26 protein-coding genes are annotated in these 23,724 nt (G+C 44.9%); 13 read left to right on the top strand and 13 right to left on the bottom strand.

Translation table 11 applies throughout. The features are described 5' to 3' along the window. Positions 1 to 13: 13 nt before the first annotated feature. From NI462_RS11590 to NI462_RS11580, 3 genes are all read right to left on the bottom strand, one after another. A complete protein-coding gene (locus tag NI462_RS11590; protein WP_191112717.1) occupies positions 14 to 1,135 on the bottom strand; it encodes a 5-(carboxyamino)imidazole ribonucleotide synthase in 1,122 nt (373 codons plus the stop codon). Positions 1,136 to 1,150: 15 nt separating this feature from the next. After that, a complete protein-coding gene (gene purE, locus NI462_RS11585; protein ID WP_004647147.1) occupies positions 1,151 to 1,663 on the bottom strand; it encodes a 5-(carboxyamino)imidazole ribonucleotide mutase in 513 nt (170 codons plus the stop codon). 199 nt (positions 1,664 to 1,862) lie between these two features. Continuing rightward, complete coding sequence (locus NI462_RS11580; protein ID WP_004647146.1) at positions 1,863 to 2,204, bottom strand: DMT family protein; 342 nt, start codon at positions 2,202 to 2,204, stop codon at positions 1,863 to 1,865. Between the two features lie 242 nt (positions 2,205 to 2,446). On the opposite strand from NI462_RS11580, the gene mpl reads away from it, so the two are divergent. From mpl to NI462_RS15100, 3 genes are all read left to right on the top strand, one after another. Next, complete coding sequence (gene mpl / locus NI462_RS11575) at positions 2,447 to 3,811, top strand: UDP-N-acetylmuramate:L-alanyl-gamma-D-glutamyl-meso-diaminopimelate ligase (protein WP_253160694.1); 1,365 nt, start codon at positions 2,447 to 2,449, stop codon at positions 3,809 to 3,811. Between the two features lie 358 nt (positions 3,812 to 4,169). Continuing rightward, a complete protein-coding gene (locus NI462_RS15105) occupies positions 4,170 to 4,751 on the top strand; it encodes an alcohol dehydrogenase catalytic domain-containing protein (protein WP_290444368.1) in 582 nt (193 codons plus the stop codon). Further along, positions 4,748 to 5,251 (top strand): zinc-binding dehydrogenase, encoded by a 504-nt coding sequence (locus NI462_RS15100; protein ID WP_290444367.1) that lies wholly within the window; start codon positions 4,748 to 4,750, stop codon positions 5,249 to 5,251. Before NI462_RS15105 ends, NI462_RS15100 begins: the two co-directional genes overlap by 4 nt. Positions 5,252 to 5,314: 63 nt before the next feature. Here NI462_RS15100 and NI462_RS11565 read toward each other — a convergent pair whose 3' ends face one another. After that, on the bottom strand, positions 5,315 to 5,788 hold the full coding sequence (locus tag NI462_RS11565; protein WP_081407926.1) for a BLUF domain-containing protein: 474 nt from the start codon (positions 5,786 to 5,788) through the stop codon (positions 5,315 to 5,317). Between the two features lie 196 nt (positions 5,789 to 5,984). Here NI462_RS11565 and NI462_RS11560 point away from each other — a divergent pair, with 196 nt between their 5' ends. Then, complete coding sequence (locus NI462_RS11560) at positions 5,985 to 6,332, top strand: hypothetical protein (RefSeq protein WP_253160692.1); 348 nt, start codon at positions 5,985 to 5,987, stop codon at positions 6,330 to 6,332. On the opposite strand, the gene NI462_RS11555 is transcribed toward NI462_RS11560, so the two are convergent. Together NI462_RS11555 and NI462_RS11550 are read right to left on the bottom strand one after the other, a co-directional pair. Then, positions 6,325 to 6,615, bottom strand: a complete 291-nt coding sequence (locus NI462_RS11555; RefSeq protein WP_071851291.1) for a GNAT family N-acetyltransferase — start codon at positions 6,613 to 6,615, stop codon at positions 6,325 to 6,327. The genes NI462_RS11560 and NI462_RS11555 overlap by 8 nt on opposite strands. Positions 6,616 to 6,646: 31 nt before the next feature. Further along, a complete protein-coding gene (locus NI462_RS11550; RefSeq protein WP_180039090.1) occupies positions 6,647 to 6,925 on the bottom strand; it encodes a GNAT family N-acetyltransferase in 279 nt (92 codons plus the stop codon). 155 nt (positions 6,926 to 7,080) lie between these two features. Here NI462_RS11550 and NI462_RS11545 point away from each other — a divergent pair, with 155 nt between their 5' ends. Next, positions 7,081 to 8,274: a sugar transporter gene (locus tag NI462_RS11545; RefSeq protein ID WP_253160690.1), complete on the top strand. Its 1,194-nt coding sequence runs from the start codon at positions 7,081 to 7,083 to the stop codon at positions 8,272 to 8,274. Positions 8,275 to 8,605: 331 nt separating this feature from the next. Then, positions 8,606 to 9,571, top strand: a complete 966-nt coding sequence (locus NI462_RS11540) for a TerC family protein (protein WP_004728997.1) — start codon at positions 8,606 to 8,608, stop codon at positions 9,569 to 9,571. A gap of 40 nt (positions 9,572 to 9,611) precedes the next feature. Here NI462_RS11540 and NI462_RS11535 read toward each other — a convergent pair whose 3' ends face one another. Next, positions 9,612 to 10,184: a nucleotidyltransferase family protein gene (locus NI462_RS11535; RefSeq protein WP_180087483.1), complete on the bottom strand. Its 573-nt coding sequence runs from the start codon at positions 10,182 to 10,184 to the stop codon at positions 9,612 to 9,614. 99 nt (positions 10,185 to 10,283) lie between these two features. Here NI462_RS11535 and guaD point away from each other — a divergent pair, with 99 nt between their 5' ends. The 3 genes from guaD to NI462_RS11520 all read left to right on the top strand — a co-directional run bounded on the left by guaD (position 10,284) and on the right by NI462_RS11520 (position 12,794). Further along, positions 10,284 to 11,612: a guanine deaminase gene (guaD, locus tag NI462_RS11530; RefSeq protein WP_253160688.1), complete on the top strand. Its 1,329-nt coding sequence runs from the start codon at positions 10,284 to 10,286 to the stop codon at positions 11,610 to 11,612. 224 nt (positions 11,613 to 11,836) lie between these two features. Further along, positions 11,837 to 12,364: a hypoxanthine phosphoribosyltransferase gene (gene hpt / locus NI462_RS11525; RefSeq protein ID WP_004647133.1), complete on the top strand. Its 528-nt coding sequence runs from the start codon at positions 11,837 to 11,839 to the stop codon at positions 12,362 to 12,364. Positions 12,365 to 12,536: 172 nt separating this feature from the next. Continuing rightward, entirely contained in the window at positions 12,537 to 12,794 is a 258-nt protein-coding gene (locus tag NI462_RS11520; RefSeq protein ID WP_004281926.1) for a GlsB/YeaQ/YmgE family stress response membrane protein, read from the top strand. 100 nt (positions 12,795 to 12,894) lie between these two features. Here NI462_RS11520 and NI462_RS11515 read toward each other — a convergent pair whose 3' ends face one another. Then, positions 12,895 to 13,596: a DsbC family protein gene (locus tag NI462_RS11515; RefSeq protein ID WP_071851303.1), complete on the bottom strand. Its 702-nt coding sequence runs from the start codon at positions 13,594 to 13,596 to the stop codon at positions 12,895 to 12,897. A gap of 345 nt (positions 13,597 to 13,941) precedes the next feature. Here NI462_RS11515 and NI462_RS11510 point away from each other — a divergent pair, with 345 nt between their 5' ends. After that, positions 13,942 to 15,120, top strand: a complete 1,179-nt coding sequence (locus NI462_RS11510) for an MFS transporter (protein WP_431605499.1) — start codon at positions 13,942 to 13,944, stop codon at positions 15,118 to 15,120. 43 nt (positions 15,121 to 15,163) lie between these two features. On the opposite strand, the gene mnmE is transcribed toward NI462_RS11510, so the two are convergent. The 5 genes from mnmE to rpmH form a co-directional block, all read right to left on the bottom strand. Then, positions 15,164 to 16,522 (bottom strand): tRNA uridine-5-carboxymethylaminomethyl(34) synthesis GTPase MnmE, encoded by a 1,359-nt coding sequence (gene mnmE / locus NI462_RS11505; protein WP_253160686.1) that lies wholly within the window; start codon positions 16,520 to 16,522, stop codon positions 15,164 to 15,166. Positions 16,523 to 16,614: 92 nt separating this feature from the next. Continuing rightward, positions 16,615 to 18,378, bottom strand: a complete 1,764-nt coding sequence (gene yidC, locus NI462_RS11500; RefSeq protein ID WP_253160684.1) for a membrane protein insertase YidC — start codon at positions 18,376 to 18,378, stop codon at positions 16,615 to 16,617. A gap of 5 nt (positions 18,379 to 18,383) precedes the next feature. Further along, on the bottom strand, positions 18,384 to 18,704 hold the full coding sequence (yidD, locus tag NI462_RS11495) for a membrane protein insertion efficiency factor YidD (protein ID WP_004281931.1): 321 nt from the start codon (positions 18,702 to 18,704) through the stop codon (positions 18,384 to 18,386). Between the two features lie 9 nt (positions 18,705 to 18,713). Then, positions 18,714 to 19,106, bottom strand: coding sequence for a ribonuclease P protein component (rnpA, locus tag NI462_RS11490; protein ID WP_253160682.1), 393 nt, complete (start codon positions 19,104 to 19,106; stop codon positions 18,714 to 18,716). Between the two features lie 29 nt (positions 19,107 to 19,135). Then, on the bottom strand, positions 19,136 to 19,270 hold the full coding sequence (rpmH, locus tag NI462_RS11485) for a 50S ribosomal protein L34 (RefSeq protein ID WP_000831329.1): 135 nt from the start codon (positions 19,268 to 19,270) through the stop codon (positions 19,136 to 19,138). Positions 19,271 to 19,930: 660 nt separating this feature from the next. Between rpmH and dnaA the strand changes: the two genes are divergently transcribed. The 3 genes from dnaA to recF all read left to right on the top strand — a co-directional run bounded on the left by dnaA (position 19,931) and on the right by recF (position 23,672). After that, the gene (gene dnaA, locus NI462_RS11480) at positions 19,931 to 21,307 is read left to right on the top strand and encodes a chromosomal replication initiator protein DnaA (RefSeq protein WP_253160680.1); all 1,377 of its coding nucleotides are present in this window, start codon (positions 19,931 to 19,933) and stop codon (positions 21,305 to 21,307) included. A 108-nt stretch (positions 21,308 to 21,415) separates the two neighbouring features. Beyond that, the gene (dnaN, locus tag NI462_RS11475) at positions 21,416 to 22,564 is read left to right on the top strand and encodes a DNA polymerase III subunit beta (RefSeq protein WP_253160678.1); all 1,149 of its coding nucleotides are present in this window, start codon (positions 21,416 to 21,418) and stop codon (positions 22,562 to 22,564) included. Positions 22,565 to 22,592: 28 nt separating this feature from the next. Next, a complete protein-coding gene (recF, locus tag NI462_RS11470; RefSeq protein WP_253160675.1) occupies positions 22,593 to 23,672 on the top strand; it encodes a DNA replication/repair protein RecF in 1,080 nt (359 codons plus the stop codon). Positions 23,673 to 23,724 lie beyond the last annotated feature (52 nt).

Genomic DNA, 23,724 nt, shown 5'->3' with positions numbered 1-23,724 from the left:
AGCAAGTTAAAGCCTAGATGGTCATATCTTCGCTCAATGCCAATGGATTCGGTAAAATTTTCGCCAGTTGGCGGCAAAGCACAGACAATTGCGCGCTGTCATTTGGCATCAGGGTAATGTGACCAATCTTACGGCCTTCGCGCTCTGACTTGTTGTAGAGATGCAAATGCGCACCTTCCAGAGCAAGTACATCTGCAGATTTTGGATGCTGACCAATGATGTTCACCAAGACAGTTGGACGGATCACTTCAGTTGAACCTAAAGGCAAACCAGCCACCGCACGCACATGGTTTTCAAACTGCGAACATACGGCGCCTTCAATCGACCAGTGTCCCGAGTTATGCACGCGTGGTGCCATCTCGTTAGCATATAGGCCTTTGTCTGTCACAAACAGCTCAAGGGTCAGGACACCAACATAATTCAGATGATTCAGCAGGCGAGTGATATAGTCCTGCGCCACAGGCTGCAAATCTGCACTGTTTGGTGCAGGCACAATCGAGTGCGACAGGATCCCGTTATGATGATGGTTTTCTGCCAAAGGCCAGGTTTTGACATCGCCATTCTGACCACGCACTGCAATGATCGAGACTTCACGCGAGAAAGTCACGAAACTTTCAGCAATCAGTTCACCCGCAGGGCCCAATTCTGTCCAAGCCTGATCAATCTGATCGGCCGAACGTAAAACGAATTGGCCTTTGCCATCATAACCGCCACGTGAAGTTTTCAGTACGATCGGCAAACCCAGTTCAGCTACAGCAGCCTGTAAGCTTTCCAGTGAAGTGACCGCTTTGTACGGTGCAACCGGAATAGCCAGTTCATCAAACAAGGCTTTTTCAGACAAACGATGCTGGGCAATCGCTAAAGCTTGACGTGGCGGATGCAGTTGCTTGCTTTGTGTCAGTACATCAACATCTGCAAGGGGCGTGTTTTCAAACTCCAGACTAAATACATCTGCACTGCTGATAAAGTCTTGTAGACCGTTTTCAGCCTGGCTCGAAATCACCGGGCCCAAAGCAGCAGAAGGGCAGTCTGTGCTGGCTTCAAAAAATGTACATTGAATATTTAATGGAAGTGCCGCTTGCGCCATCATACGACCCAGCTGACCGCCACCAAAAATACCGATGGTTTTATCCATAATCTGTGTCTCGACTTAAGCTTGGCCTGGAATATTGTTGCTTGCCACTTTATCTGTTTGCGCTGCACGGAAATCTGCAACATTTTTTGCGATTTCTGGACGGGTCAAACCCAGAATTTGCGCGGCCATAATGGCAGCATTGGTGGCACCGGCAGGACCGATGGCCAAGGTACCAACCGCAATCCCAGCTGGCATTTGCACAATAGACAGCAATGAATCAACACCGTTTAAAATCGAAGATTTCACCGGTACACCCAAAACTGGAAGATCAGTTTTCGCCGCACACATACCCGGTAAATGCGCTGCACCACCTGCACCAGCAATAATCACCTGAATACCACGATCACGCGCTTGCTCAGCATATTCAAACAGGCGGTCTGGAGTACGATGTGCAGAAACAACTTCGGCTTCAAATGGGACACCAAGCTGCTTGAGCATATTGGCAGTGTGTTCGAGAGTTGCCCAATCTGATTGAGAACCCATGATAATACCTACGAGAGGAGTATCTTGTGCAGCAGCCGCATTCATTGCAAATTTTCCAGAGATTAAAGTGAGAAAAGATAAATCTCGACGAGAGAGCCAAGCTTGAATAGGAGTTGCCTATTATAGACTGAAAATTCAGCTTCATAAAATTTAACGGTCAAAGCAAGGCTCGATTTTTCTTATTTTTTTATCGAATTTTCAAAAACTGGAATAAAAATAGGGGAGTAGCCGCAGTTACAACTATTTAGGAACTGCGGAATACAAAATAGACACATCCACACAGACATAAAGCAGCCCAGAGATAATCCAGTTTAAAAGGCTGCTTAAACATAAAAATCATAAAAGGAACAAAGACCAGTAAGGTCACGACTTCCTGGGTGATTTTCATTTGACCGACTGCGAGTCCTTGCTGCGCCAGTAATTTGGTCGCCGGAATCATTAGGCTATATTCAAACAGGGCAATGGCCCAGCTGAATAAAATCGCTTGCCAGAGCGGTGCATCATGCGGCAAAAATTTTAAATGCCCATACCAGGCCAGGGTCATAAAACAGTTGGCAATTACCAGAAGAAATAAAGCCGGCAGCATTTGCATGCACTCTGCAAAAAAGTCGAACTTATTTTACGGTTTATTTGGCGAAAAGATATTGCATCGCTTTGAAATTTTCTTTGAATTTATCCGTGAAACAGGATTTAAAAAATCCCACAACAAGGCCAGAATTTTCACTATCTTTTCAGCTAAAGCCTTGCTATCGTTGCTTGCAAATTGAATAAATCATGACAACAGCACCAATATAAAGTGATGGGTCAGACAGGAACGGAGTAAAGTAGATGCATCTGCATATTTTGGGTATTTGTGGCACCTTTATGGGCTCGTTAGCGCTACTTGCACGCGATCTGGGCCACCAGGTAACAGGTTCAGACCTGAATGTGTATCCACCCATGTCGACCCAACTTGAAAATGCGGGCATCACTTTAATGCAGGGTTATGACCGCAGTCATTTACAGCCTCATCCGGATCTGGTGATCGTCGGCAATGCCATGAAGCGTGGTATTGATGCAGTCGAATATATGCTGAATGCAGGTCTGCCTTATATTTCAGGTCCGCAGTTCCTGGCTGATCATGTTCTGCAAGGTAAACACGTGCTGGGTGTCGCCGGAACACATGGTAAAACCACGACCACCACGATGCTGGCTTGGGTACTGGATCAAGCCGGTCTGGAGCCAGGTTTTCTGATTGGCGGTGTGCCATTGGGCTTTTCGGAAAGTGCGCGTCTCGGTGGTGGGAAATATTTCTGTGTCGAAGCCGATGAATACGATTCTGCTTTCTTCGACAAGCGTTCCAAGTTCGTGCATTACCATCCAAAAACCGCAATTTTAAATAACCTGGAATTTGACCATGCCGATATCTTTGATGATCTGGCCGCAATTCAAAAACAGTTTCATCATCTAGTTCGTACTATTCCAAGTGAAGGCCGGATTATCGCGCCGATTACTGAAAGCAATATTGATGAAGTGCTGGAGCAGGGCTGCTGGACGCCTGTAGTGCGCACCAGTCTAGATGCCAACGAAAAATCTGAACTTTATGCAGAACAATTGTCAGCAGATGGTTCACATTTCAAAGTCCTGCAACAGGGCGTAGTCAAAGGCGAAGTACAGTGGAATATGACTGGACAGCATTCGGTGGCGAATGCCTTGGCCACCATTGCCGCTGCTGAACATGTCGGCGTATCGCTTGAAACCGCCTGTGAAGCGCTGTCCAATTTTGGTGGTGTGAAACGCCGTATGGAACTATTAGGCACAGTCCGTGGTATCGAAGTTTATGATGACTTCGCCCATCATCCGACGGCGATTGATACGACCTTAGAAGGTGCGCGCAAACGTCTGGGTGAACGCAAACTCTGGGCGATTATTGAACCACGTTCCAATACTATGCGCATGGGCAGTCATAAAGATGGCTTAGCTCATTCAGCACGTCTGGCCGATGAAGTGATCTGGTATCAACCGGAAGGACTGGACTGGGATCTGCAACCGGTCATTGAGGCTGCGCCAAACAAGGCCAAAGTTGCACGCACACTGGATGACATCATTCAGACCGTGGTAGCAGAGGCAGGCGAGGGCGATGCCGTAGTAATTATGTCGAATGGTGGTTTTGGTGGTTTGCATCAGAAGCTGATTACTGTTTTACAAGCATAAAACAGATTTAAGTGAAGTGAAGAAGCCCGCCTAGCGGGCTTTTTTTAGCATATTAAAACGTTGATTGAGAAAAAGTGAACCGTTGTTCTGATCCTGCAATCCTATGATTTAAATATTGACCCAAATAGCAGATTTATCTCTGAACCCTCCCTGATGATCTTTTGTTGCAATCTGTACACAAGACTCATTGCAGCGCCATATCACTCAAGGCACAATCGAGAAGAACACAGGTATCTATAGGCCTGAAAGCCAGATCATAAATCAGCCCATCGCTGTCACTATATAAAAGCAATCGAGGCGTTCATTATTCTCGCTGAGTCAGGTCATTCTCATTCCTCATTCCATTAGGAGATGTGTCATGACAACGATGAAAGCGATGGTCTATTACGGCGCAAATGATATCCGCTTTGAAGACCGCCCAGTTCCCACCATTTTGCATCCCAGCGATGCCATCATTAAACTGGAAAAAGTTACCATCTGCGGTACCGACTTGGGTATCTGGAAAGGTAAAAACCCGGAAATTGAGCAGGAGGCTACGCGTAAAGAGGGCAGCTTTAAGGGACGTATTTTAGGTCACGAAGGTATTGGCATTGTGGAAGAAGTTGGTTCCGCCGTGCAAAACTTTAAAAAGGGCGACCGGGTGATTATTTCCTGTGTCAGCCGCTGCGGAACCTGTGAAAACTGCCAGAAACAGCTCTATGCCCATTGTCGCAATGAAGGCGGCTGGATCATGGGTTATATGATTGACGGCACCCATGCCGAATATGTACGTACGCCCTTTGCCGATACCTCACTCTATCATTTACCCGAAGGCCTGAACCAAGATGTGGCCGTATTCCTTTCAGATATCCTGCCAACTTCACATGAAATTGGCGTGCAATATGGCGATGTCAAACCGGCGACAATGTGGCGATTGTCGGAGCAGGACCAATCGGCATGAGCTGTCTGCTCACCGCACAGTTCTATTCACCTGCCAATATTATTATGGTGGATATGGATGATAACCGGCTGGAATTTGCCAAGACTGTCGGCGCAACACATACCATCAACTCTGCTAAAGAAGATGCCATTCAAAAGATCCTAGAGATTACCGATGGACGCGGGGTTGACTGTGCCATTGAAGCAGTAGGGGTAGAACCCACCTGGAATATTTGCCAGCATGTCGTGAAAGAGGGCGGGCATATTGCCAACGTCGGCGTACATGGTAAACCGGTAAGTTTTGAACTGAACAAACTCTGGATTAAAAACCTGACCATCACCACCGGTCTGGTGAATGCCAATACCACAGGGATGCTGCTGAAAACCTGCTGTTCCGGAAAATTGCCCCTAGAAAAACTGGCGACCCATCATTTTAAATTTGCCGATTTTGAAAAAGCCTATGATGTATTTAAACATGCCTCTGATGAGAAGGCCTTAAAAGTCATGATTGACATGAGCTAATCCACATCAGACAAAAAAAGTCCGCTATGCGGACTTTTTTATTTTCAGCTTTAATCCAGCAGATCAGAAATAGGGGACATAACCACGCTGCTTATAGCCTTTTGGCGATGCCAGACTGGCCTGATTTTCTTCCAGGCGATACAGCACTTTGAGGAACTCAGCAATTCCTGACTGCTGCAAGGCATGTGGATCAAATTGCTTCAAACCTAAACGTGAAAATAAAGAAGAAATTTCACTGTGTTTATGTACATATTTCATTGACCATTCCGAGAAATGGGACTGCTCTACCATTGCATCTGCAAAACGCAAGATATTGTGATGACGGGGATCCTGAGAAATGCTCTGAAATAAACTTTCTACTACTTCAGCCTGACCTTCAAGGCACTGGAAAAATTTGCCATGGGAATAATACAACACCCCATGAATTTGATGCTGAAGATTGAACTTCCGGGCAGTGGCCAAAATATCACTCAAATCTTGTAACAACTCTTGTTCAGATTCTATGCGTTCACTGGCATAGCAAAGCTGTAGCATCATGCCATCTCACTAGAGGGAAGAATTAAAAACACAATTTAATCAATAATTTTAAATTAAGTCGACTATTTTTTAAGCAAATATCCGTATTTGCTTACATGGTTTTCAGTTTGCATTTCTGGATTAAACTTTTAACAATAGTGCCTAAATTATTAAACGAATATTTTCATACACCTACCATGAACATGAGGATCACTTGATGTTAAAAGATCTGATTTTAACCCTTGCCTTGTTATGTGTGTGTTTTGTCCTGATGATCACTTTAAATAATTGGCAATTCAGCGCTCAAACCAATCTGCTGATCAGTTCAATTTTTATTAGCTGGACGATCTTGAAATTTGTTGGACATCGTATTTATTTTCATGCCAGTTACCTGCTGATCATGGCAATTTTAGTGATGCTGCAACAGTTTGAAGAAATTTTCTGGGCGATGACCGGGGTGATGGCAGGTTTCGGTTTATATACCCTGTTACAGGTTATATTGATTCCTGCCTTGAAAGAAAGACTCCATCTCTCTTTCGGGAAATCCCCTTGGATGGTTAAATAGTCGTTGCTGCGACATCGGCCAGACTTTGGTCACGTTTAAACATGACATCCACATAGGAACATTGTGGGATAATGGTTAAACTTTTTTCACGGGCAAAATCGACCAGTACATCCAGCATTTTTCGGGCAATACCGTGGCCACGCAGGGAATCATCGACCCAGGTATGATCGGCAATGATGACGGCATCACCCCGCCATTGATAAGTGATCTCGGCCAGGCGGCGTCCTTGATCTTCCATAAAAAATACACCACCACGTTTTGAATCTTGATATTTGATTTCCATACGAATCTGAACCTTTGTTGTCATTTTTAAATTATAAAACATCATTAAAGTGAGGCTCTCGCTCGAACACGGATTTGGCAAAAGGGCATTTTGGAATAATCCTGATGCCGTGTTCACGGGCAAAATTCACAGCGGCCTCGACCAGATAATACCCGACGTGCTGGCCGCGTAGACTGTCATCGACCCAGGTGTGTTCAATCACTAATTGATCTTCATTTACTCTTGAATAACTCATTTCTGCCAGACGTTTTTCATTTGGCTCTACAAACCATAAACCTCCATTGTCCTGTTGCTGATGCTCGATCAACATGCCGATCCTCTCCTTGTTTTTAAACCAGACTGACATATTTTTCCCTGCTCTATTGTTAGATTTCTTTTAAAGGATTGTGAATCTGTCCTTCTGACCAATACCGCATTTTGCTCAATAGGTTTAAACTGCCAGCCGGTTCCTTTTATCAGATGTTTATGTCCAGCTCTTCTTCCACCTCTTCGGTGACGCGTCAATGGGTCTGTGTGATTGCTTTAGCCTCTGCTGCCTTTATTTTCAATACCACCGAATTTATCCCGGTGGCGCTATTAAGTGATATTGGTACCAGTTTTGCCATGTCACCGACCCAAGTCGGGTGGATGCTGACAATTTATGCCTGGGTCGTGGCGCTGCTGTCTTTGCCAATGATGTTACTGACCAAAAATATTGAACGGCGCTTTCTGCTGATGATTTTATTTGCGGTGTTTATTTTCAGTCATGTGCTGTCCTATTTTGCCTGGAGCTTTAGCATTCTGGTGCTGAGCCGGATTGGTATTGCCGTGGCGCATGCGCTGTTCTGGTCAATTACGGCGTCGCTTGCTGTGCGGGTTGCGCCAAAGGGCAAAGAGTTTCAGGCACTGGGCTTATTGGCTACCGGTACCGCCATGGCGATGGTTCTGGGAATTCCCTTTGGCCGGATGGTCGGGGAGGCCTATGGCTGGCGCAATAGTTTTGCCTTGATTGGGATTGTGGCGAGCGTGGTGTGCGTATTGCTGGCCAAAACCTTGCCTTTATTGCCAAGTGTTAATTCAGGTTCACTCAGCAGTTTAAAAAGCTTGCTAAAACGTCCCAGCCTGATGCTGGTCTTTGCGCTTACCGTGCTTGTGATTAGTGCGCAATTTACCGCCTATAGTTATATTGAACCCTTTGCGCTGAATATTGCGCAATTCAGCTCTGCACAGATCACCAGCTTATTGCTGATTTATGGCGGTGCGGGCCTGATCGGGTCTTATGTATTTGGCCGCTTTGCACCGCATTTTCCCCGACTCACCATTCCGCTATTTACACTCGGGCTAGGGATCTCGCTGCTGTTATTGCTGCCCCTGTCTCAGGGTGTAATTCAGCTCAATAGCCTAACGTTAATCTGGGGCATCAGCATTATTGGGTTTAGTCTGGCCCTACAAGCCAAGACCTTAAATCTGGCTTCCGATGCGACTGATGTCGCCATGGCGATTTTTTCAGGTTTGTACAATGTCGGGATTGGCGGCGGTGCCTTACTCGGCGGTCTGGTAACGGCACATATCGGATTACATAGTATTGGCTGGGTAGGAGCAATCCTGGCCAGCTTGGGTTTTCTGATCAGCTTCTACCTGATTCAGCGTCCGGATTTCTTAGGTAAGAAAGCGCCTTGAAGCATGATTTTTGTAAATGAAATTGTAGTCTTAGCAAAAATCTGTCATGCTTGCTGCACATTGAGCTACCGCTCAAATAAAATTTAGTTTGAACAAGGGGAGTAGCCTCCTCCAAGCGTTTAAGAATGAAATTTCAATTTTTAAACGTGTCAGAATATCGTCATTACACTTTGCAAAAAGTCGGTATCTGAGCATCTTGAAGTCACACTTTATATAAAAAAGTGGAACAGTAAGATGTAGGCAAGACCTTGATCATGTTGTTATAGATGTTTTTCATCTGGCAACTGGTCAAGGTTTTTTTATGGCTAGTTGTCCGATGTGGAGAATTCACATGGAAACCATTGGTACACTCTGGCTGTATCTCGTCTTTTTCGCGATTGTCGCAGTCATGCTGATAATCGATTTTGTCGGCTTTAAGCATCAGCATGGTCAGGAAGTTAAAGTCCGTACTGCTGCCTACTGGAGTATTGCCTGGGTCAGTGTCGCGACTTTATTTGGTGGCGGCTTATGGCTGTATCTGGAGCAGACCGCAGGCACGGCAATTGCCAATGCTAAGGTCATGGAATACTTTGCCGGTTATCTGCTGGAAAAATCCCTGGCGATTGATAACGTCTTTGTCTGGCTGATGATCTTCGCGGCCTTCGCCATTCCACCCGCACTGCAACGCAAGCTGCTGTTATATGGCGTACTGGGTGCGATTGTGCTCAGAACTATCTTTATTTTTATTGGCGCGTGGTTCGTGCAGGAATTCTCCTGGATTCTATATATCTTCGGTGCGTTCCTGGTGTATACCGGCTTCAAATTCCTGCGTGGTCAGCATGAAGAAGACAGCAATATTGAAGATATGGCGATTCTAAAATGGCTGCGTAAACATATGCGTATTACCCCGCAACTTCAGGGCGACAAATTCTTTGTCCGTCAAAATGGTTTGCTCTGGGCAACGCCGTTGTTCCTGGTCCTGATCCTGGTTGAAGCCTCTGATGTCATCTTTGCCGTCGATTCTATTCCGGCTATTTTTGCCGTCACCACCGATCCCTTCATTGTCCTCACTGCAAACCTGATGGCGATTTTAGGCCTGCGCGCAATGTTCTTCCTGCTCTCGGGCGCAGCCTCAAAAATGCATTATCTGCCTTATGGCCTCGGGATCATTCTGGTCTTTATCGGCTTTAAGATGCTGATGCTAGATGTGTTCCATATGCCGATCTGGATTTCTTTGAGCTTTATTGTGATTGTCCTGACTGTGACCGCGATCTTGTCGATTCGTCATAGCAAGAAATATAACGAAACCACCCTGTAAAAAGTAATCATCAAAAAAGCCTGCATCAGCAGGCTTTTTTTTATTGTTCTATCAGGGATAATTTGGGCCATTTTTGCAAAAACTGTTTGCTCAGCATGCGTTGTTCGAACACGGCATAACTGACTAAATTCGGATTCCAACGCAGCTTTAACTCAAATAAATCTGCTAAACCGAAAGGGGCAATCAACTCCAACTCATCATCTTTCAGGCGCAGTGCCAAGGCCGTGACAGTTTCTGGCCATAATGACAGCGCATGACTAATTGAAGTTAAAGGCCCAATACTTTCATTTTGATTGGTACGATACCACTCATGTACAAAAGCTTGATTGATCACATCCCAACAAATCTCTGGAAAATAGTCTTTTAACTGATCTGCAAGTTGCTGTTCTATAGCGCGAGCCTGCTCATTTTCGTCATAGAAAATCACATCGACCTCCGTATGATTCATGTCATATTCCCAGCCATGTAAATGCGCCCAGATCACATGACGTAACACGCCCGCTGCGACATAAGCTTCAGAGTGCAATTGTGCTAACTGATGCAAGATGCGCATTAAGGTCGGCTGCGCACGCACGATCTGTTGAAATTGATCATGATAATTGGATGGGGTCATAAAAGAATCGGGATCACTATTTAAATATGAATGTTCATACAAACATGGCAATTTTTTCAGCTACAATCAATCGAAAAAATCAAAAAGCGTAGGTTTAAAATGTCTTCTGTAATTGCAACGACAGCGATCCGTGGTCGCTTCCTCGACATTCAGAATACAGTTGCCCAAGCACGTGATATACACGACCAAGTGCGATATGTAGAAGATGGTTTAATCATCATTCAAGAGGGTAAAATCCAGTGGTTTGGTCCTTGGCAAGAAGGGCAGTCACGACTTCCTATCAACGCTGAATTACAGCACTATCCAGATCAATTGATTGTTCCCGGGTTTATCGACACCCATATTCATTTCCCGCAAACCGAAATGATCGGGGCGTATGGTGAACAACTGCTGGAATGGTTAAATACCTATACATTCCCCACTGAAATCCAGTTCCAAGATGCATCCTATAGCGAAAAAATTGCCGAATTTTTCGTGCAGGAATTGCTTAAAAATGGCACCACGACTGCACTGGTCTTTTGTACTGTTCATCCTGAATCCGTAGATGCTTTATTTAATGCAGCAACCACGCGCAATATGCGTCTGATCGCAGGTAAAGTCCTGATGGATCGTCATGCTCCGGAAGCATTAACAGATACAGCAGAAACAGCTTATACAGATTCTAAAGCGCTGATTGAAAAGTGGCATGGACAGGGGCGGAACCTGTATGCGATTACTCCACGCTTTGCACCAACCTCAACACCTAAACAACTACAAAAAGCCGGACAGCTCAAAGCCGAATATCCGGATGTCTATGTACATACCCATTTAAGTGAAAATAAAAATGAAATTGCTTGGGTAAAAGAACTCTTTCCTGAACGTGAAGGTTATCTGGATGTTTATCATCATTATGGTTTAACCGGCAGCAAATCCGTTTTCGCGCATTGCGTGCATCTGGAAGATGAAGAGTGGGATTGTATGCATCAGACCGACTCAGCCATTGCTTTCTGTCCGACCTCAAATCTATTCCTGGGTAGTGGCTTATTTCCCCTGAAAAAAACCTGGGACAAAGGGGTCAAAGTCGGCTTAGGCACAGACATTGGAGCAGGAACATCATTTAATCAGCTGCAAACCCTGAATGAAGCCTATAAGGTGCAACAGTTGCAGGGTGAAAAACTTTCTGCCTTTGAAGCCTTATATCATGCCACTTTAGGCGGTGCCAAAGCCTTGAGTCTAGATGATCGCCTGGGGAACTTTAATATTGGCAAAGAAGCCGACTTTGTGGTGCTGAATCTCAATGCCACTGCCTTACAGCAGTTACGCCAGAGCAAAGCTAAAAATATTGAAGATGCATTTTTTGCACTGACCATGCTTGGTGATGACCGTAATATTGCAGCCACCTATGTCTATGGAGCAGCCGTTTATGTCAAAGCAGCATCCAGTGAATAAAACAAAAAAATCCCGCCGTCGCCAATACTTGATCCTGTCTGCAATGGCACTGGGCTGTGTTTTTTTATTGAAACGCGATTCAGCAGCGGCTAAAAAATGATTACATTTACAGCCAGCAAAACAGGTGCATCTCTGCTAGGGATGTATTAAAATTGCGACGTATTCAGGTGTTGCAGGTCAACACCTTTTTTATTTTGCTATTTTTACTTTTTAGGTATCTACCCATGACCGTTCAAATGAGCGTAATGATTTCCGCTGAAGAAATTCAAGCTAAAGTCAAAGAGCTTGGTGCTCAAATCAATGCACACTATGCCAATAGTGACAAAGAACTTGTGCTCATCGGTTTATTACGTGGTTCAGTGATTTTTATGGCTGATTTATGTCGTGTGATTTCAAAACCGCATGAATTGGATTTCATGACTGTGTCCAGTTATGGCGGTGGCACGGTATCGTCACGTGATGTAAAAATCCTGAAAGATTTAGACGGTGAAATCCGTGGTAAAGATGTGCTGGTGGTTGAAGATATTATTGACTCAGGCAACACCTTAAGCAAGGTACTCGAAATCCTGCAAACCCGTGAACCTAACTCGATTCAACTGTGTACTTTGGTAAGTAAACCATCGCGTCGTGAAATCGATTTGAAGGTCGAATTTATGGGCTTTGAGGTTGAAGATAAATTTATCGTGGGTTATGGCTTAGACTATGACCAGAAGTACCGTCACCTGCCATTTATTGGTGAAATCGGTCTTTAAAATCAGGTTAAAAAAAGTGGCATAAGCCACTTTTTTTATACTTCAAATAGAGAGAAAACCGGGAACAAAAAATAACATCTCGTTTCAGGATTCAACTTTTTATGATCCTGACTTTGTTTCAAGATGATTAAACAGATGTGAAAACAAAGACATGATAAGAAGGAGTATGCATATGTGGACAATTATTGTGGCGATCGTCATTGGTTTTGTAGCAGGTCTGATTGCACGTGCCATTCATCCTGGTAATGATAAGGCAGGTTTTATTATGACTACCTTACTGGGTATTGCCGGCTCCTTATTGGCGACTTTTGGTGGCCGTATGCTCGGTCTGTATTCGGCAGATTCCGCAGCAGGTCTGATTGCTTCCGTGATTGGTGCTGTGATTATTCTGTTTATTTATAATATGGTCACCAAACGCCGTACAGTCTAAACCATTCAGATGTTTCTGAGGTTGATTTGACGACCTGAATAAAAAAGCACCGGAAAGGTGCTTTTTTATATTGAGCGACTGATAGCTTTATTTAATTTTTTTATAAATTGAATTCTTTAAAGATCTGCTCAATCTGCTCTGCCGGATAGGCACCCATCACTTTAAAACCATTGGAAAAAATAATCGCAGGTGTCCCATTCACGCCCATAGACTGAGCCAGTTTTTTATTCCGTTCAATCGGATTGGCACAAGTTTTTTTCGATTTAGGTTGAATCCCTTGAGCAATCAGATCTTCCCATGCCTGAGCTGGATTAGACTCGCAATACACCTGTTTTGAAGGAGCCACCGACTGGGGTTTTAAAGGAAGAATAAAGGTATAAATCGTCAAATCATTCAGTTTTTTCAGCTCTAACTCAAGCTTTTTACAATACGGGCAATTTGGGTCAGAAAAGATGGCAATCTGACGTTTACCCGTACCTCTTACACTTTTTACAGCATCCTGAAGCGGTAATTTTTTCCAGTCGATACTATTTTGTTTCAGCATTAAATCACGGGTCAGATTATGTTGATCCTGAATCCGCAGCATCGGACCAGCAATCAGATGCTTGGCATCTTCATTCAGATAAACCACTTGGCCCTGCATGGAACCGCTATAGATACCTTTCATCTCGGTGGTCTGAATATTTTCAATTTTTAAATTGGGACTGTTTTTTGCCAAATTAGCTTGTACCGTATCAATATTGGCAAATGCAAAGCTTGAAATGAATGTACTTAAACTAATGATCAGTGTTTTTTTTAACATGAATGTTCTACATGAATTGGATAAGAATATGCTTCGATTCTAATCGCTCTGCTTTTAAATTTCTCAAACATTTATGTTACTGTTTATACCCAGTTAAATAAGCTCATCATGTTTCACGTGGAACACAATATATAAAGTTATACTTAACTCCAATATATCTAAAACCACATCATTATTCACATTAAATAATTGTTTTATATAATTAAAATATTTTAAATGATAAACATCTTACTAATTCAACCTTGACCGATTTTCTGTATCCATTCTAAACTGCAGACACTTTCTATTTTCCTCGCTACGCCCTGACATGGATTGGCCAAGGATCAACACTATAACGGCATTTTCATGACAATAACAACCAGCTGGCGACCGTTCTTGATGGTCAGCTTGGCTTTAATGATGGGAACGATTGGCACCGCTTTGGCCAGTCCGCTTTATCCGATTTATCAACAGCTCTGGCATTTGCTGCCCAGCCAGATCAGCTACATTTTTGTCGCCTATATGTTTGGCTGCCTCTCGACCTTGTTGTTTTTGGGCAGAACCAGTAACAGCATCGGGTTTTTACGAACCCTGCAAATTGGCCTGGCCCTGATCACGCTAGGTCTCATCATTTCCGTTTTTGCCCAGAATGCACTAATCCTCTCGATTGGCCGTTTTATTATTGGGATTGCCTCGGGCCTGATGACCACTTCTGCCATGATGGGTTTAATGCATACCATCCCAGAAAGCCATAAACACACTGCACCACAACTGATTTCAATCATTACTGCAATGGGTTTTGGTTTAGGACCCTTGGTCGGTGGCGTGATTGCGCAGTTTTCCGCTGCGCCTTTGGTAATGCCATATTTGCCGATTATTCTGGGTGCCGTGCTGTGTTTGATTGGCCTATTCTGGATTAAAGCACCCAAGTTTGAGGCACAGCCCTTTAGCATGGCGCCTAAACTGCAACGACCTGAATCGCAGTTTCATCTGGTGTTTATGATTATTGCAGTGACAGCTTTTAGTGCCTTTGCCGCCTTTAGCCTGTTTGCTTCCCTGTCACCATCCTTTGTCCGCAATATTTTACCTTGGCATGGTCCTTTGGTCAGTGGGCTGGCCATTACCAGTATTTTAGTCGTCTCAGTGATCGTGCAGTTTATGGCCAAAGCGGTCGCAGCGTCTAAATGTCTGAATATCGGCCTGATGATGATGTGCTTGAGCCTGATCATTTTAGCACTATGCATGTATTCGAAAATCAGCCTGCTATTTTTTATCAGTGATATTTGCTTTGGAATTGGCCATGGGTTTGCCCTGATGGGTGCTTTTGCACTGATTCATCAAATGACCAGCTTAGACAACCGTGCAGCCGTCATGTCGACCTATCTGTTTATTGCCTATCTGGGCACTATTGTCCCTATCATTGCTGTGGGTTATCTGGCCGATCACTGGGGGCTGGATTTCGCCGTAATCAGCTTTTGTATCACGATTAGTTTGCTGTGTTTTGCACTGTGGTGGGCGTATCAAAAATCTCGCTTACCAGCTTAAAAAAAGCCCTCAGTTGAGGGCTTTTTTGATGTTTATTAAATAATTATTTACCAATACAGAATGATCCAAAGATCTTGCCCAGCAGATCATCTGCACTAAAGTCACCCGTGATTTCGCCCAATGCATTTTGCGCCAGACGTAAGGACTCCGCTACCAACTCACCGGCGTTATACACCACCAGTTGTTCACGCGCCTCAGCCAGATAGAGCTGAGTGCGCTTCATTGCGTCTAAATGACGGGTACGTGCGATAAAGGTGTCTTCCTCAGGCTGGAAGCCTGCATGCGCTGTAATCGCCTCTATGAGCGCTTGAACACCGGTTTCCTGCTTGGCAGAGACTGCGATATGCCGAAAACCATTTAAATCGCCAATTATAGCTTCAGCACCGGTCAGGTCACATTTATTGCCAATCAGCATCAAACGTTTCGGTTCTATATGTTCAGCAAAATATTCTTGAGCGAGTTGCAGCGGATCCTCGCCCTGGCTTAAGTCATAGACCAAGAGCAATAAATCGGCCTGTTCAATTTCTTTAATCGCGCGGCGGATCCCTTCTTTTTCAACGATATCGCCGGTTTCACGCAAGCCTGCCGTATCGGTGAGGGTGATCGGCAAGCCATTTAAAGTAATCTTTTCATGCAGGACATCACGGGTGGTACCGGCAATATCGGTCACAATCGCGCGTTCAATTCCGGCCAGCGCATTCAGTAGAGAGGATTTACCGGCATTCGGTTTACCCGCAATTACGACTTGTAAGCCTTCACGTAGGAGCTGTCCCTGACGTGCGGATTGCTGTACTTGAGTGACGGCACTGGATACCTCATCCAGCAGATTTAAAATCTTGCCATCTGCGAGAAAATCAATTTCTTCTTCCGGGAAATCAATCGCAGCTTCCACATGCAAACGCAGGTGAATCAGCTGCTCAAGCACTGCATTGACTTTGGTCGAAAACGCCCCTTGCAGTGAACGTACCGCAGAACGTGCAGCCGCTTGCGAAGTTGCATCAATCAGGTCGGCAATCGCCTCGGCCTGCACCAGATCCAGCTTGCCATTCTCAAAAGCACGCATGGAAAACTCACCCGCTTTGGCAGCAGTGGCGCCCAGCTCCAGCAAACGGCCAAGCAGGGCATTCTGAATCACCGGACCACCATGGCCTTGCAGCTCTACGACATCTTCACCGGTAAACGAGTTTGGATTCGGGAAGCAGATCGCCAGTCCTTCATCCATGACTTCGCCGGCCGCATCATAGAACTGGCGGAAACCGGCAAAACGCGCTTTAGGCAGCGCTTTTTGTGTCAGTTGCTGGGCAATTTCATAGGATTTCGGACCTGACAGGCGAATCACCCCAACGCCGCCACGTCCTGGTGGAGTTGCAATCGCAGCAATAGTTGTGGTTCGGTTGAGCATAAAATTCACCTGCAAAGACTCAAAAGTACAGCCAAAAAAAATCCGCCTAAGATTACCATCTTAAGCGGATTTATTCAGCCTATCCGTACAACTTAGTTGACTGGAGTAGCCTCATCACGTTTCGCGCGATCTTTGGCAACAGACTTGTTAATCAAAGTTTGTTGCAGAATCGTGATCAAGTTGTTGACGATCCAGTACAGGACCAGGCCTGCCGGGAAGAACAACAAGAATACGGTAAAGATAATCGGCATAAACTTGAAGACTTTCGCCTGCATTGGATCAGTTGGTTGTGGATTTAACGACTGCTGGATATACATCGTCAAGCCCATCAACAACGGCAGAATGAACCAAGGATCCATTGAAGACAAATCCTGAATCCACAGCATCCATGGCGCATGACGCAGTTCCACAGATTCCATCAACACCCAGTACAAGGCCAGGAAAATCGGCATTTGTAATAACAGCGGTAAACAGCCGGCAAGCGGATTGACCTGTTCACGTTTGTACAATGCCATCATTTCTTGAGAGAAGCGCATGCGGTCTTCACCGAACTCTTCTTTCATGCGTTGCATTTCTGGCGCAATCACACGCATTTTCGCCATCGAGCGATAGCTCTTCGACGACAATGGCCACAGGATTACTTTTACCAGAACGGTCAACAGAATAATTGCCCAGCCCCAGTTACCTACCAGACCATGGAAGAACTCAAGACCGACAAATAGCAATTTCGCGATTGGCCATAACCAGCCATAATCAACGGTCTGGTTTAAACCCGCAGCCAAATCTTTCAGCTCTGACTGGATTTTTGGACCTGAATAGAAAGTCGCATCAATTTCAGCCACGGTACCTGCTGGTACATTAAACGTTGGTGAAGTAAAACCGATGATGTTCATGTTATCGGTTGATTTACGTGATTCAAGCTTGGCGCTATAAGCTTCGCCATTGCCTTGAGTCAACTTCAGCTGACCTGGAACCCATGCACTGACAAAGTAGTGCTGTACCATTGCCACCCAACCACCTGTCGCTTCAGTACTGACTTTTTCTTCAACAAAGTTGTCGAATTTAAGCTTGTTGTACTGCTCGTCCGGGGTACCCCATGCACCGCCCAGGAATGTTCCCAGCGTGAAGATTCCCTGATCAGATTTGCCTGGATCTTCCGAGTTATCGCGTTTGATCTGACCGAACATCTGACCTTGCCAGGTCTGGCCACTGCGGTTAACCACTTTGTGATTTACCACGACCGGATATTCACCTTCAGTGAAATTGAAGGTCTTGATAATCTCGATCCCGTCAGCGGTTTTAAACACTAGCGGTACAGACAATACTTTCAGGTTTTCACCATCTTTGGATTTGACTGTTTTCGCATCTGCCAGGGTATAAGCAGTTTTTTCCAGCTCATACATTGGACGGCCGTTACGGCTGCTGTCCGGTCCATTCAGACCGATCAGGCCCGACTGGGCGACATAAGTACGTTTCGCATCGCTTTCCAGCATGACGAAAGGTTCATCGCTGTCTTTGTTCTTGTCATGATTGAGTAATTCAATACGAACAATATCACCACCCTTCGGATTGATCCAAAGGTGATAAAGGTCAGTTTGTACTGAAATAAGCTGCTGACTTACAGGTGCTGTGGCATCCGTGGCTTGCTGTGCTGGCACATTTGCTTGTGGCAGATCAGAGGCAACTGTAGCCGTCTGACCATTTGGCAAATCTGCAGATACGTCATGCGAAACAACAGCAGTTTCCTGCTGGGGTTTTGTTTCAGCATTTCCATAATCTTTTTGCCACGCCAAAATGAGCAAATATGCGACAACAAACATGGCTCCGAGAATTGCAATCCTGGCCCATTGTTGCATATGTATTACCCCAAGTGGTGAGAGTGATTTTGGTTCAATAAACGATCACGAAAGGGTACAGCAACGTGAAGCGTTTGAGAATCTATTTGCTGAAATGAAATAAAACGAATCGCTTTTGAGGGAACAGGATCATATCCCGAGCCCCCCCACGGATGACAACGGCAAATACGTTTAGTAGCCAGCCACACTCCACGCCCAGCGCCATGCATCTGGACTGCTTCCAAGGAATATTGAGAACAAGTTGGAATATAACGACAGCGTGGTCCAAGAAGAGGACTAATCGCAATCTGATAGAAACGTATTAACCAATGTAGTAAACGTACCATTGGCCTACTCTACTTTTGTGGGGAGGGGGCTATTTTTGAATGCTTTTTGGCAAGACGGTTTAGTTTCTGCCAAGCAAATTGTAATTGCTGGTGCAATTCTACATTAGGCACTGCTTCAACACCCATTTTGGGCATGATTACAATGTCTAAGTCATCTAGTTGCTGTTGATGCAGGCGAAAACTTTCGCGAGCAAGTCGTTTTACTCTATTTCGTTCGTGTGCGCGGCGCACTTTCTTCTTAGCAACAACTAAACCCAAACGGCTATTTGGCAGTTCGGAAGGTTTTGCAAGAAATAAGAAATGGGGTTGATGCACTTTAAAAAGCGCACCATCAAAGACACCTTTATAATCGGCAGCACAGCGTAATCGCAACTCTGTGCCAAAACTATAAAGTCTTGTCATAACACCCAAAATCGTCTTAGCGTAACTGATTAAACAGTTAAGCTATGACGACCTTTTGCACGACGGCGAGCTAATACTTGACGACCAGCTTTAGTAGCCATACGAGCACGGAAACCATGAACACGCTTACGCTTTAATTCAGACGGTTGGAATGTACGTTTCATATTGAAACTCCAAAAAATGATCTTTCTATGAAGGTCCGCGATTTTAGTGCTCATTGCTTGAGCTGTCAATGCAAAAGCACTTTTCTTTTCAAATAAGATTAAAAAAGTACGAGATACTGGTTTTTTAGATATCAGTTGGAAAAATGACTGATTTATAGTTAATCACAGTTTAAGTTATTGTTAATAATAAATATATAACTTATAAACAACTCTATCAACAAAGTTATCCACAATTTATCCAAGGTTTGAATTTGAGTTGCTGTTTTAAATTTAAATTTGAAGTTTTCTGAGTTATCCACAAAAATCCTGGATCTTATAAGTAAATTCAAATTTATAAATTTAAATTTATTACTATTAGGGAGCACTTTTTCTATGGATAATCCACTTTTTACTTATTTAAACATAAACTTATATTGTGGATAAAACTGTTGTTATTAATTTTATACTTTGTGGATAACTTTGTGCTATATTTTATCCACAGCTTGCGGATAAACTTATCCACACCGGGTTTTAAGTTTAAATTTATGCGTGTTGATTCCTTTTTACACAGTTTCTGCGGGAATTGCCATGACAGATGTGGATAACTTGGTTAGAATGGCGACCCGCTTTTGGTCGCGGTGATGTTTTTTGAATGAACAATGGAATGAATAGGGGATTCACATGCTTTGGACGGACTGCTTAAATCGCCTGCGACAAGAGCTCTCTGGAAATGTCTTTACCATGTGGATTAGACCATTGGTGGCAGAAGAGCTCACAGACACTCTCAAATTATATGCACCTAATCCTTACTGGACGCGTTACATTCAAGAGCATCATCTGGAACTGATTACGATTCTGGCAGAACAGTTGTCTGAAGGACGGGTACGCAAGGTCGAAATTTTAGTCGATTCCCGTCCCGGTGCGATTTTATCGGCCAGTGAACAGCCCGCGACCACCACGGCAGCTTTGACCTCAACCCCGATGCCAGTATCAAAACCGAAAAAAGAAAAAGAAGAGACGGCTAAAAATAGCCGCAAACGTCAGTTAAACCCGTTATTTACCTTCTCGCTGTTTGTGGAAGGCCGTTCCAATCAGATGGCGGCTGAAACCTGCCGCAAGGTATTGACCCAGCTGGGTGCTTCACAGCACAACCCGTTATTTTTATATGGACCAACCGGTTTGGGTAAAACCCACTTGATGCAGGCCGTAGGCAATGCACTGCTGCAAGCCAAGCCGAATGCCCGTGTGATGTACATGACTGCAGAAAGCTTTGTACAGGATTTTGTCAGTTCCTTGCAGCAAGGCAAAGTGGAAGAGTTCAAGAAAAACTGCCGTTCGCTGGATTTGTTGCTGGTGGATGACATCCATTTGCTGGCCGGCAAAGAAGCCAGTCTGGTAGAGTTTTTCTACACCTTCAATGCGCTTTTAGATGAATCCAAGCAGATTATCCTGACCTCGGATCGTTATCCAAAAGAGCTGACAGAGCTGGATCCACGTCTGGTTTCACGCTTTTCCTGGGGCTTGTCGGTGGGTGTGGAACCTCCCGATATCGAAACCCGAATTGAAATTCTGCTGAAAAAAGCCGAAAGCAACCAGGTCGATTTACCACGTAACTGCGCCCTGTTTATTGCCCAGCAGGTGGTGGCCAATGTGCGTGAACTGGAAGGTGCATTGAACAAGGTGGTGGCGATCTCTCGTTTTAAAGGCACACCGATCGATCTGGATGTAGTACGTGAATCCCTGAAAGATGTACTGGCGATTCGTGCCCGGACCATCAGTACGGAAAATATTCAGCGCGTGGTCAGCGAATATTTCCGCATTCCCTTGAAAGAGATTGTCGGCCCGAAACGTACCCGAATTTATGCCCGTCCACGTCAGTTGGCGATGGGGTTGGCACGTGAGCTGACCGGTGACAGTTTCCCGGAAATTGGCATGGCCTTTGGCGGCCGTGATCACAGTACCGTGATGCATGCCTGCGAGAAAGTACAGAGCCTGCGTGAGGAAGATCCGATCTTTAACGAAGACTATAAAAACCTGCAACGTCTGTTGCAAAGTTGACCTAAATCGCTCAAATTCTATTCTTGCTATGCGGCTGCTTTTGCCGCATAGTAAACCGTTAAAAATTCACTTTTTCTATATTAATCTTCAGCTTTAGAGGAATGCACCGTGCGTTTAAAAATCGCGAAAGAAAGCTTACTGAATGTTCTCTCACATGTCGTAGGAGCGGTTGAACGTCGCCATACCTTGAATATCTTATCTAACCTGAAAATTCAGGTGACTGCGCAAGCATTGACGGTGACCGGTTCTGACCTGGAAGTTGAGCTGGTGGCCAGTACCGCGCTGGCTGAAGGTGCATGTTTGCAGGCCGGGGAGACCACGGTTCCTGCGCGTAAGCTGATTGATATCTGTAAGTCACTTCCTGCCGCCGCATTGGTGGATCTGCATATTACTGAAGATCAGCGCTGCATTCTCAAATCAGGTAACAGCCGTTTTGTGCTGGGCACCTTGCCGGCTGATGATTATCCGTTACTGAATACTGAAAACACCCAAGGCACGCAAGTAACGGTGACCCAGCGTGAACTGAAGCGTTTATTCGAGAAAACTGCCTTTGCCATGGCTGTGCAGGATGTGCGTTTTTACCTGACCGGTACCTTGCTGGAAATTGATGCCAATCAGCTGCGTGCTGTGACCACCGATGGCCATCGTCTGGCGCTTTGTGAAACTGTTGCACAATCCACTGCAACCCAGCCTATTCAAGCGATTGTGCCACGTAAAGCGGTTGCAGAATTACAGCGTTTATTGAGCGTTGAAGATGAACAGTTATCCTTGTTGATTGGTCGTGAACTGTTAAACGTGACCATCAACATGCCAAGCCGTGACAAGGAACAGGCTGACATTACCGTACGTTTTACCACCAAACTGATTGATGGTAAATTCCCGGATTATCGCCGTGTGATTCCACGTGGTGGCGACAAAGTGGTAATGATCGCGCATGATGTGTTCAAGCAGTCTTTGCAGCGTGTGGCGATTTTAAGTAATGAAAAGCTGCGTGGTGTATTTCTAAATTTCAATGCTGATTCTTTGCAACTTCGCGCCAATAACCCAGAGCAGGATGAAGCCATTGAAGATTTGGCGATTCAATATGCAGATTCACCACTAGAGATGTCGTTCAATGCACAGTATCTGATTGAAGTGCTGGGTGTACTGGATGGCGATGATGTATCGATGACCATGACTGAAGCCAACCAGTCGGTCCTGGTACAGGATCCGGCACATACCGATCAAACTTATGTCGTCATGCCGATGCGTGTTTAAGCTGCGGCTCTTGATACTCATATAAGACATGCATATTACGCGTTTACATATTGAGCGTGTACGGAATTTAAAGACGGTTGCTCTCCACGGATTGCAGCCGTTTAATGTTTTTTATGGCCAAAATGGTTCAGGTAAAACCTCGATTTTAGAGGCGATTCATTTACTGGCTGCCGGTCGTTCTTTCCGTACCCATATCCCCAAAAATTATATCCAGCATGGCGCACAGGACGCGATTGTGTTCGCGCAATCTGCGACTGAAAAAATTGGCATGCAAAAAATGGCCAGCGGGGAGCAGCTGATCAAGGTCAATGGTGATCTGGTGGCAACTCAGGGGCAATTGGCCAAACTGTTACCCTTGCAGCTGATTGACCCGCAAAGCACCGATATTATTGATCATGGAGCCAAACCACGACGTCAATTGCTTGACTGGTTAATGTTCCACGTGGAACCAGAGTTTTATCATGCTTGGCAATATTATTCCCGTGCGCTGAAACAGCGCAACAGTCTGCTCAAAAGCAAACGCTTTCTCAGCCTGTCAGATCTAGAACCGTGGAACCAGATGCTCAGTGAATATGGTGAAATTTTACATTCGCAACGTGTCGGGATCGTAGAACAATGGAAGCCATTTTTTGAAAATGATCTGAAACAGTTATTACCTGACCTGCAAGTCAGTCTGGAATACAGCCCGGGCTTTCATAGTGAAACCGGCCTGCTAAATGACCTGACCAACCAGCATGAAAAAGACTGTGAGCGACGCTATACCGAATATGGTCCACATCGCGCAGATTTGCGGTTAAAGACCCCGATGGGTGATGCCGATGTGATCCTGTCGCGCGGACAGAAAAAGCTGCTGATGATCGCACTAAAACTGTCGCAAATCGCAATGCTCCATTCTTGTAATAAGGAAACTGTGGTATTATTAGATGATGTGACAGCAGAATTAGATTTAACCGCACAACAACGTTTAATTGAGCGATTGAGCCAACTTGGTAGTCAAGTTTTTATTACCACCTTAGACCATGAATCAGTACAAAAGCACTTACATGATTTGTCTATCTCATATCAGTTATTCAGTGTTGAAAACGGTACAGTTCAAGTTGTGCAATAATATTTTTTGAGTTTTACCCATCTTTGGATAGACCTATTTTTCACTAGGGAGA

This window comes from Acinetobacter lwoffii, from assembly GCF_024129715.1.
Lineage (GTDB): Bacteria > Pseudomonadota > Gammaproteobacteria > Pseudomonadales > Moraxellaceae > Acinetobacter > Acinetobacter lwoffii_U.
This window is presented reverse-complemented; position numbering and strand designations above follow the sequence as displayed.

Bases quoted from the DNA above. Each gene is read 5' to 3' on its own strand.
- NI462_RS11590 (WP_191112717.1), bottom strand. From the start codon at position 1,135: ATGGATAAAACCATCGGTATTTTTGGTGGCGGTCAGCTGGGTCGTATG.
- purE (WP_004647147.1), bottom strand. From the start codon at position 1,663: ATGAATGCGGCTGCTGCACAAGATACTCCTCTCGTAGGTATTATCATG.
- NI462_RS11580 (WP_004647146.1), bottom strand. From the start codon at position 2,204: ATGCTGCCGGCTTTATTTCTTCTGGTAATTGCCAACTGTTTTATGACC.
- mpl (WP_253160694.1), top strand. From the start codon at position 2,447: ATGCATCTGCATATTTTGGGTATTTGTGGCACCTTTATGGGCTCGTTA.
- NI462_RS15105 (WP_290444368.1), top strand. From the start codon at position 4,170: ATGACAACGATGAAAGCGATGGTCTATTACGGCGCAAATGATATCCGC.
- NI462_RS15100 (WP_290444367.1), top strand. From the start codon at position 4,748: ATGAGCTGTCTGCTCACCGCACAGTTCTATTCACCTGCCAATATTATT.
- NI462_RS11565 (WP_081407926.1), bottom strand. From the start codon at position 5,788: ATGATGCTACAGCTTTGCTATGCCAGTGAACGCATAGAATCTGAACAA.
- NI462_RS11560 (WP_253160692.1), top strand. From the start codon at position 5,985: ATGTTAAAAGATCTGATTTTAACCCTTGCCTTGTTATGTGTGTGTTTT.
- NI462_RS11555 (WP_071851291.1), bottom strand. From the start codon at position 6,615: ATGGAAATCAAATATCAAGATTCAAAACGTGGTGGTGTATTTTTTATG.
- NI462_RS11550 (WP_180039090.1), bottom strand. From the start codon at position 6,925: ATGTTGATCGAGCATCAGCAACAGGACAATGGAGGTTTATGGTTTGTA.
- NI462_RS11545 (WP_253160690.1), top strand. From the start codon at position 7,081: ATGTCCAGCTCTTCTTCCACCTCTTCGGTGACGCGTCAATGGGTCTGT.
- NI462_RS11540 (WP_004728997.1), top strand. From the start codon at position 8,606: ATGGAAACCATTGGTACACTCTGGCTGTATCTCGTCTTTTTCGCGATT.
- NI462_RS11535 (WP_180087483.1), bottom strand. From the start codon at position 10,184: ATGACCCCATCCAATTATCATGATCAATTTCAACAGATCGTGCGTGCG.
- guaD (WP_253160688.1), top strand. From the start codon at position 10,284: ATGTCTTCTGTAATTGCAACGACAGCGATCCGTGGTCGCTTCCTCGAC.
- hpt (WP_004647133.1), top strand. From the start codon at position 11,837: ATGACCGTTCAAATGAGCGTAATGATTTCCGCTGAAGAAATTCAAGCT.
- NI462_RS11520 (WP_004281926.1), top strand. From the start codon at position 12,537: ATGTGGACAATTATTGTGGCGATCGTCATTGGTTTTGTAGCAGGTCTG.
- NI462_RS11515 (WP_071851303.1), bottom strand. From the start codon at position 13,596: ATGTTAAAAAAAACACTGATCATTAGTTTAAGTACATTCATTTCAAGC.
- NI462_RS11510 (WP_431605499.1), top strand. From the start codon at position 13,942: ATGACAATAACAACCAGCTGGCGACCGTTCTTGATGGTCAGCTTGGCT.
- mnmE (WP_253160686.1), bottom strand. From the start codon at position 16,522: ATGCTCAACCGAACCACAACTATTGCTGCGATTGCAACTCCACCAGGA.
- yidC (WP_253160684.1), bottom strand. From the start codon at position 18,378: ATGCAACAATGGGCCAGGATTGCAATTCTCGGAGCCATGTTTGTTGTC.
- yidD (WP_004281931.1), bottom strand. From the start codon at position 18,704: ATGGTACGTTTACTACATTGGTTAATACGTTTCTATCAGATTGCGATT.
- rnpA (WP_253160682.1), bottom strand. From the start codon at position 19,106: ATGACAAGACTTTATAGTTTTGGCACAGAGTTGCGATTACGCTGTGCT.
- rpmH (WP_000831329.1), bottom strand. From the start codon at position 19,270: ATGAAACGTACATTCCAACCGTCTGAATTAAAGCGTAAGCGTGTTCAT.
- dnaA (WP_253160680.1), top strand. From the start codon at position 19,931: ATGCTTTGGACGGACTGCTTAAATCGCCTGCGACAAGAGCTCTCTGGA.
- recF (WP_253160675.1), top strand. From the start codon at position 22,593: ATGCATATTACGCGTTTACATATTGAGCGTGTACGGAATTTAAAGACG.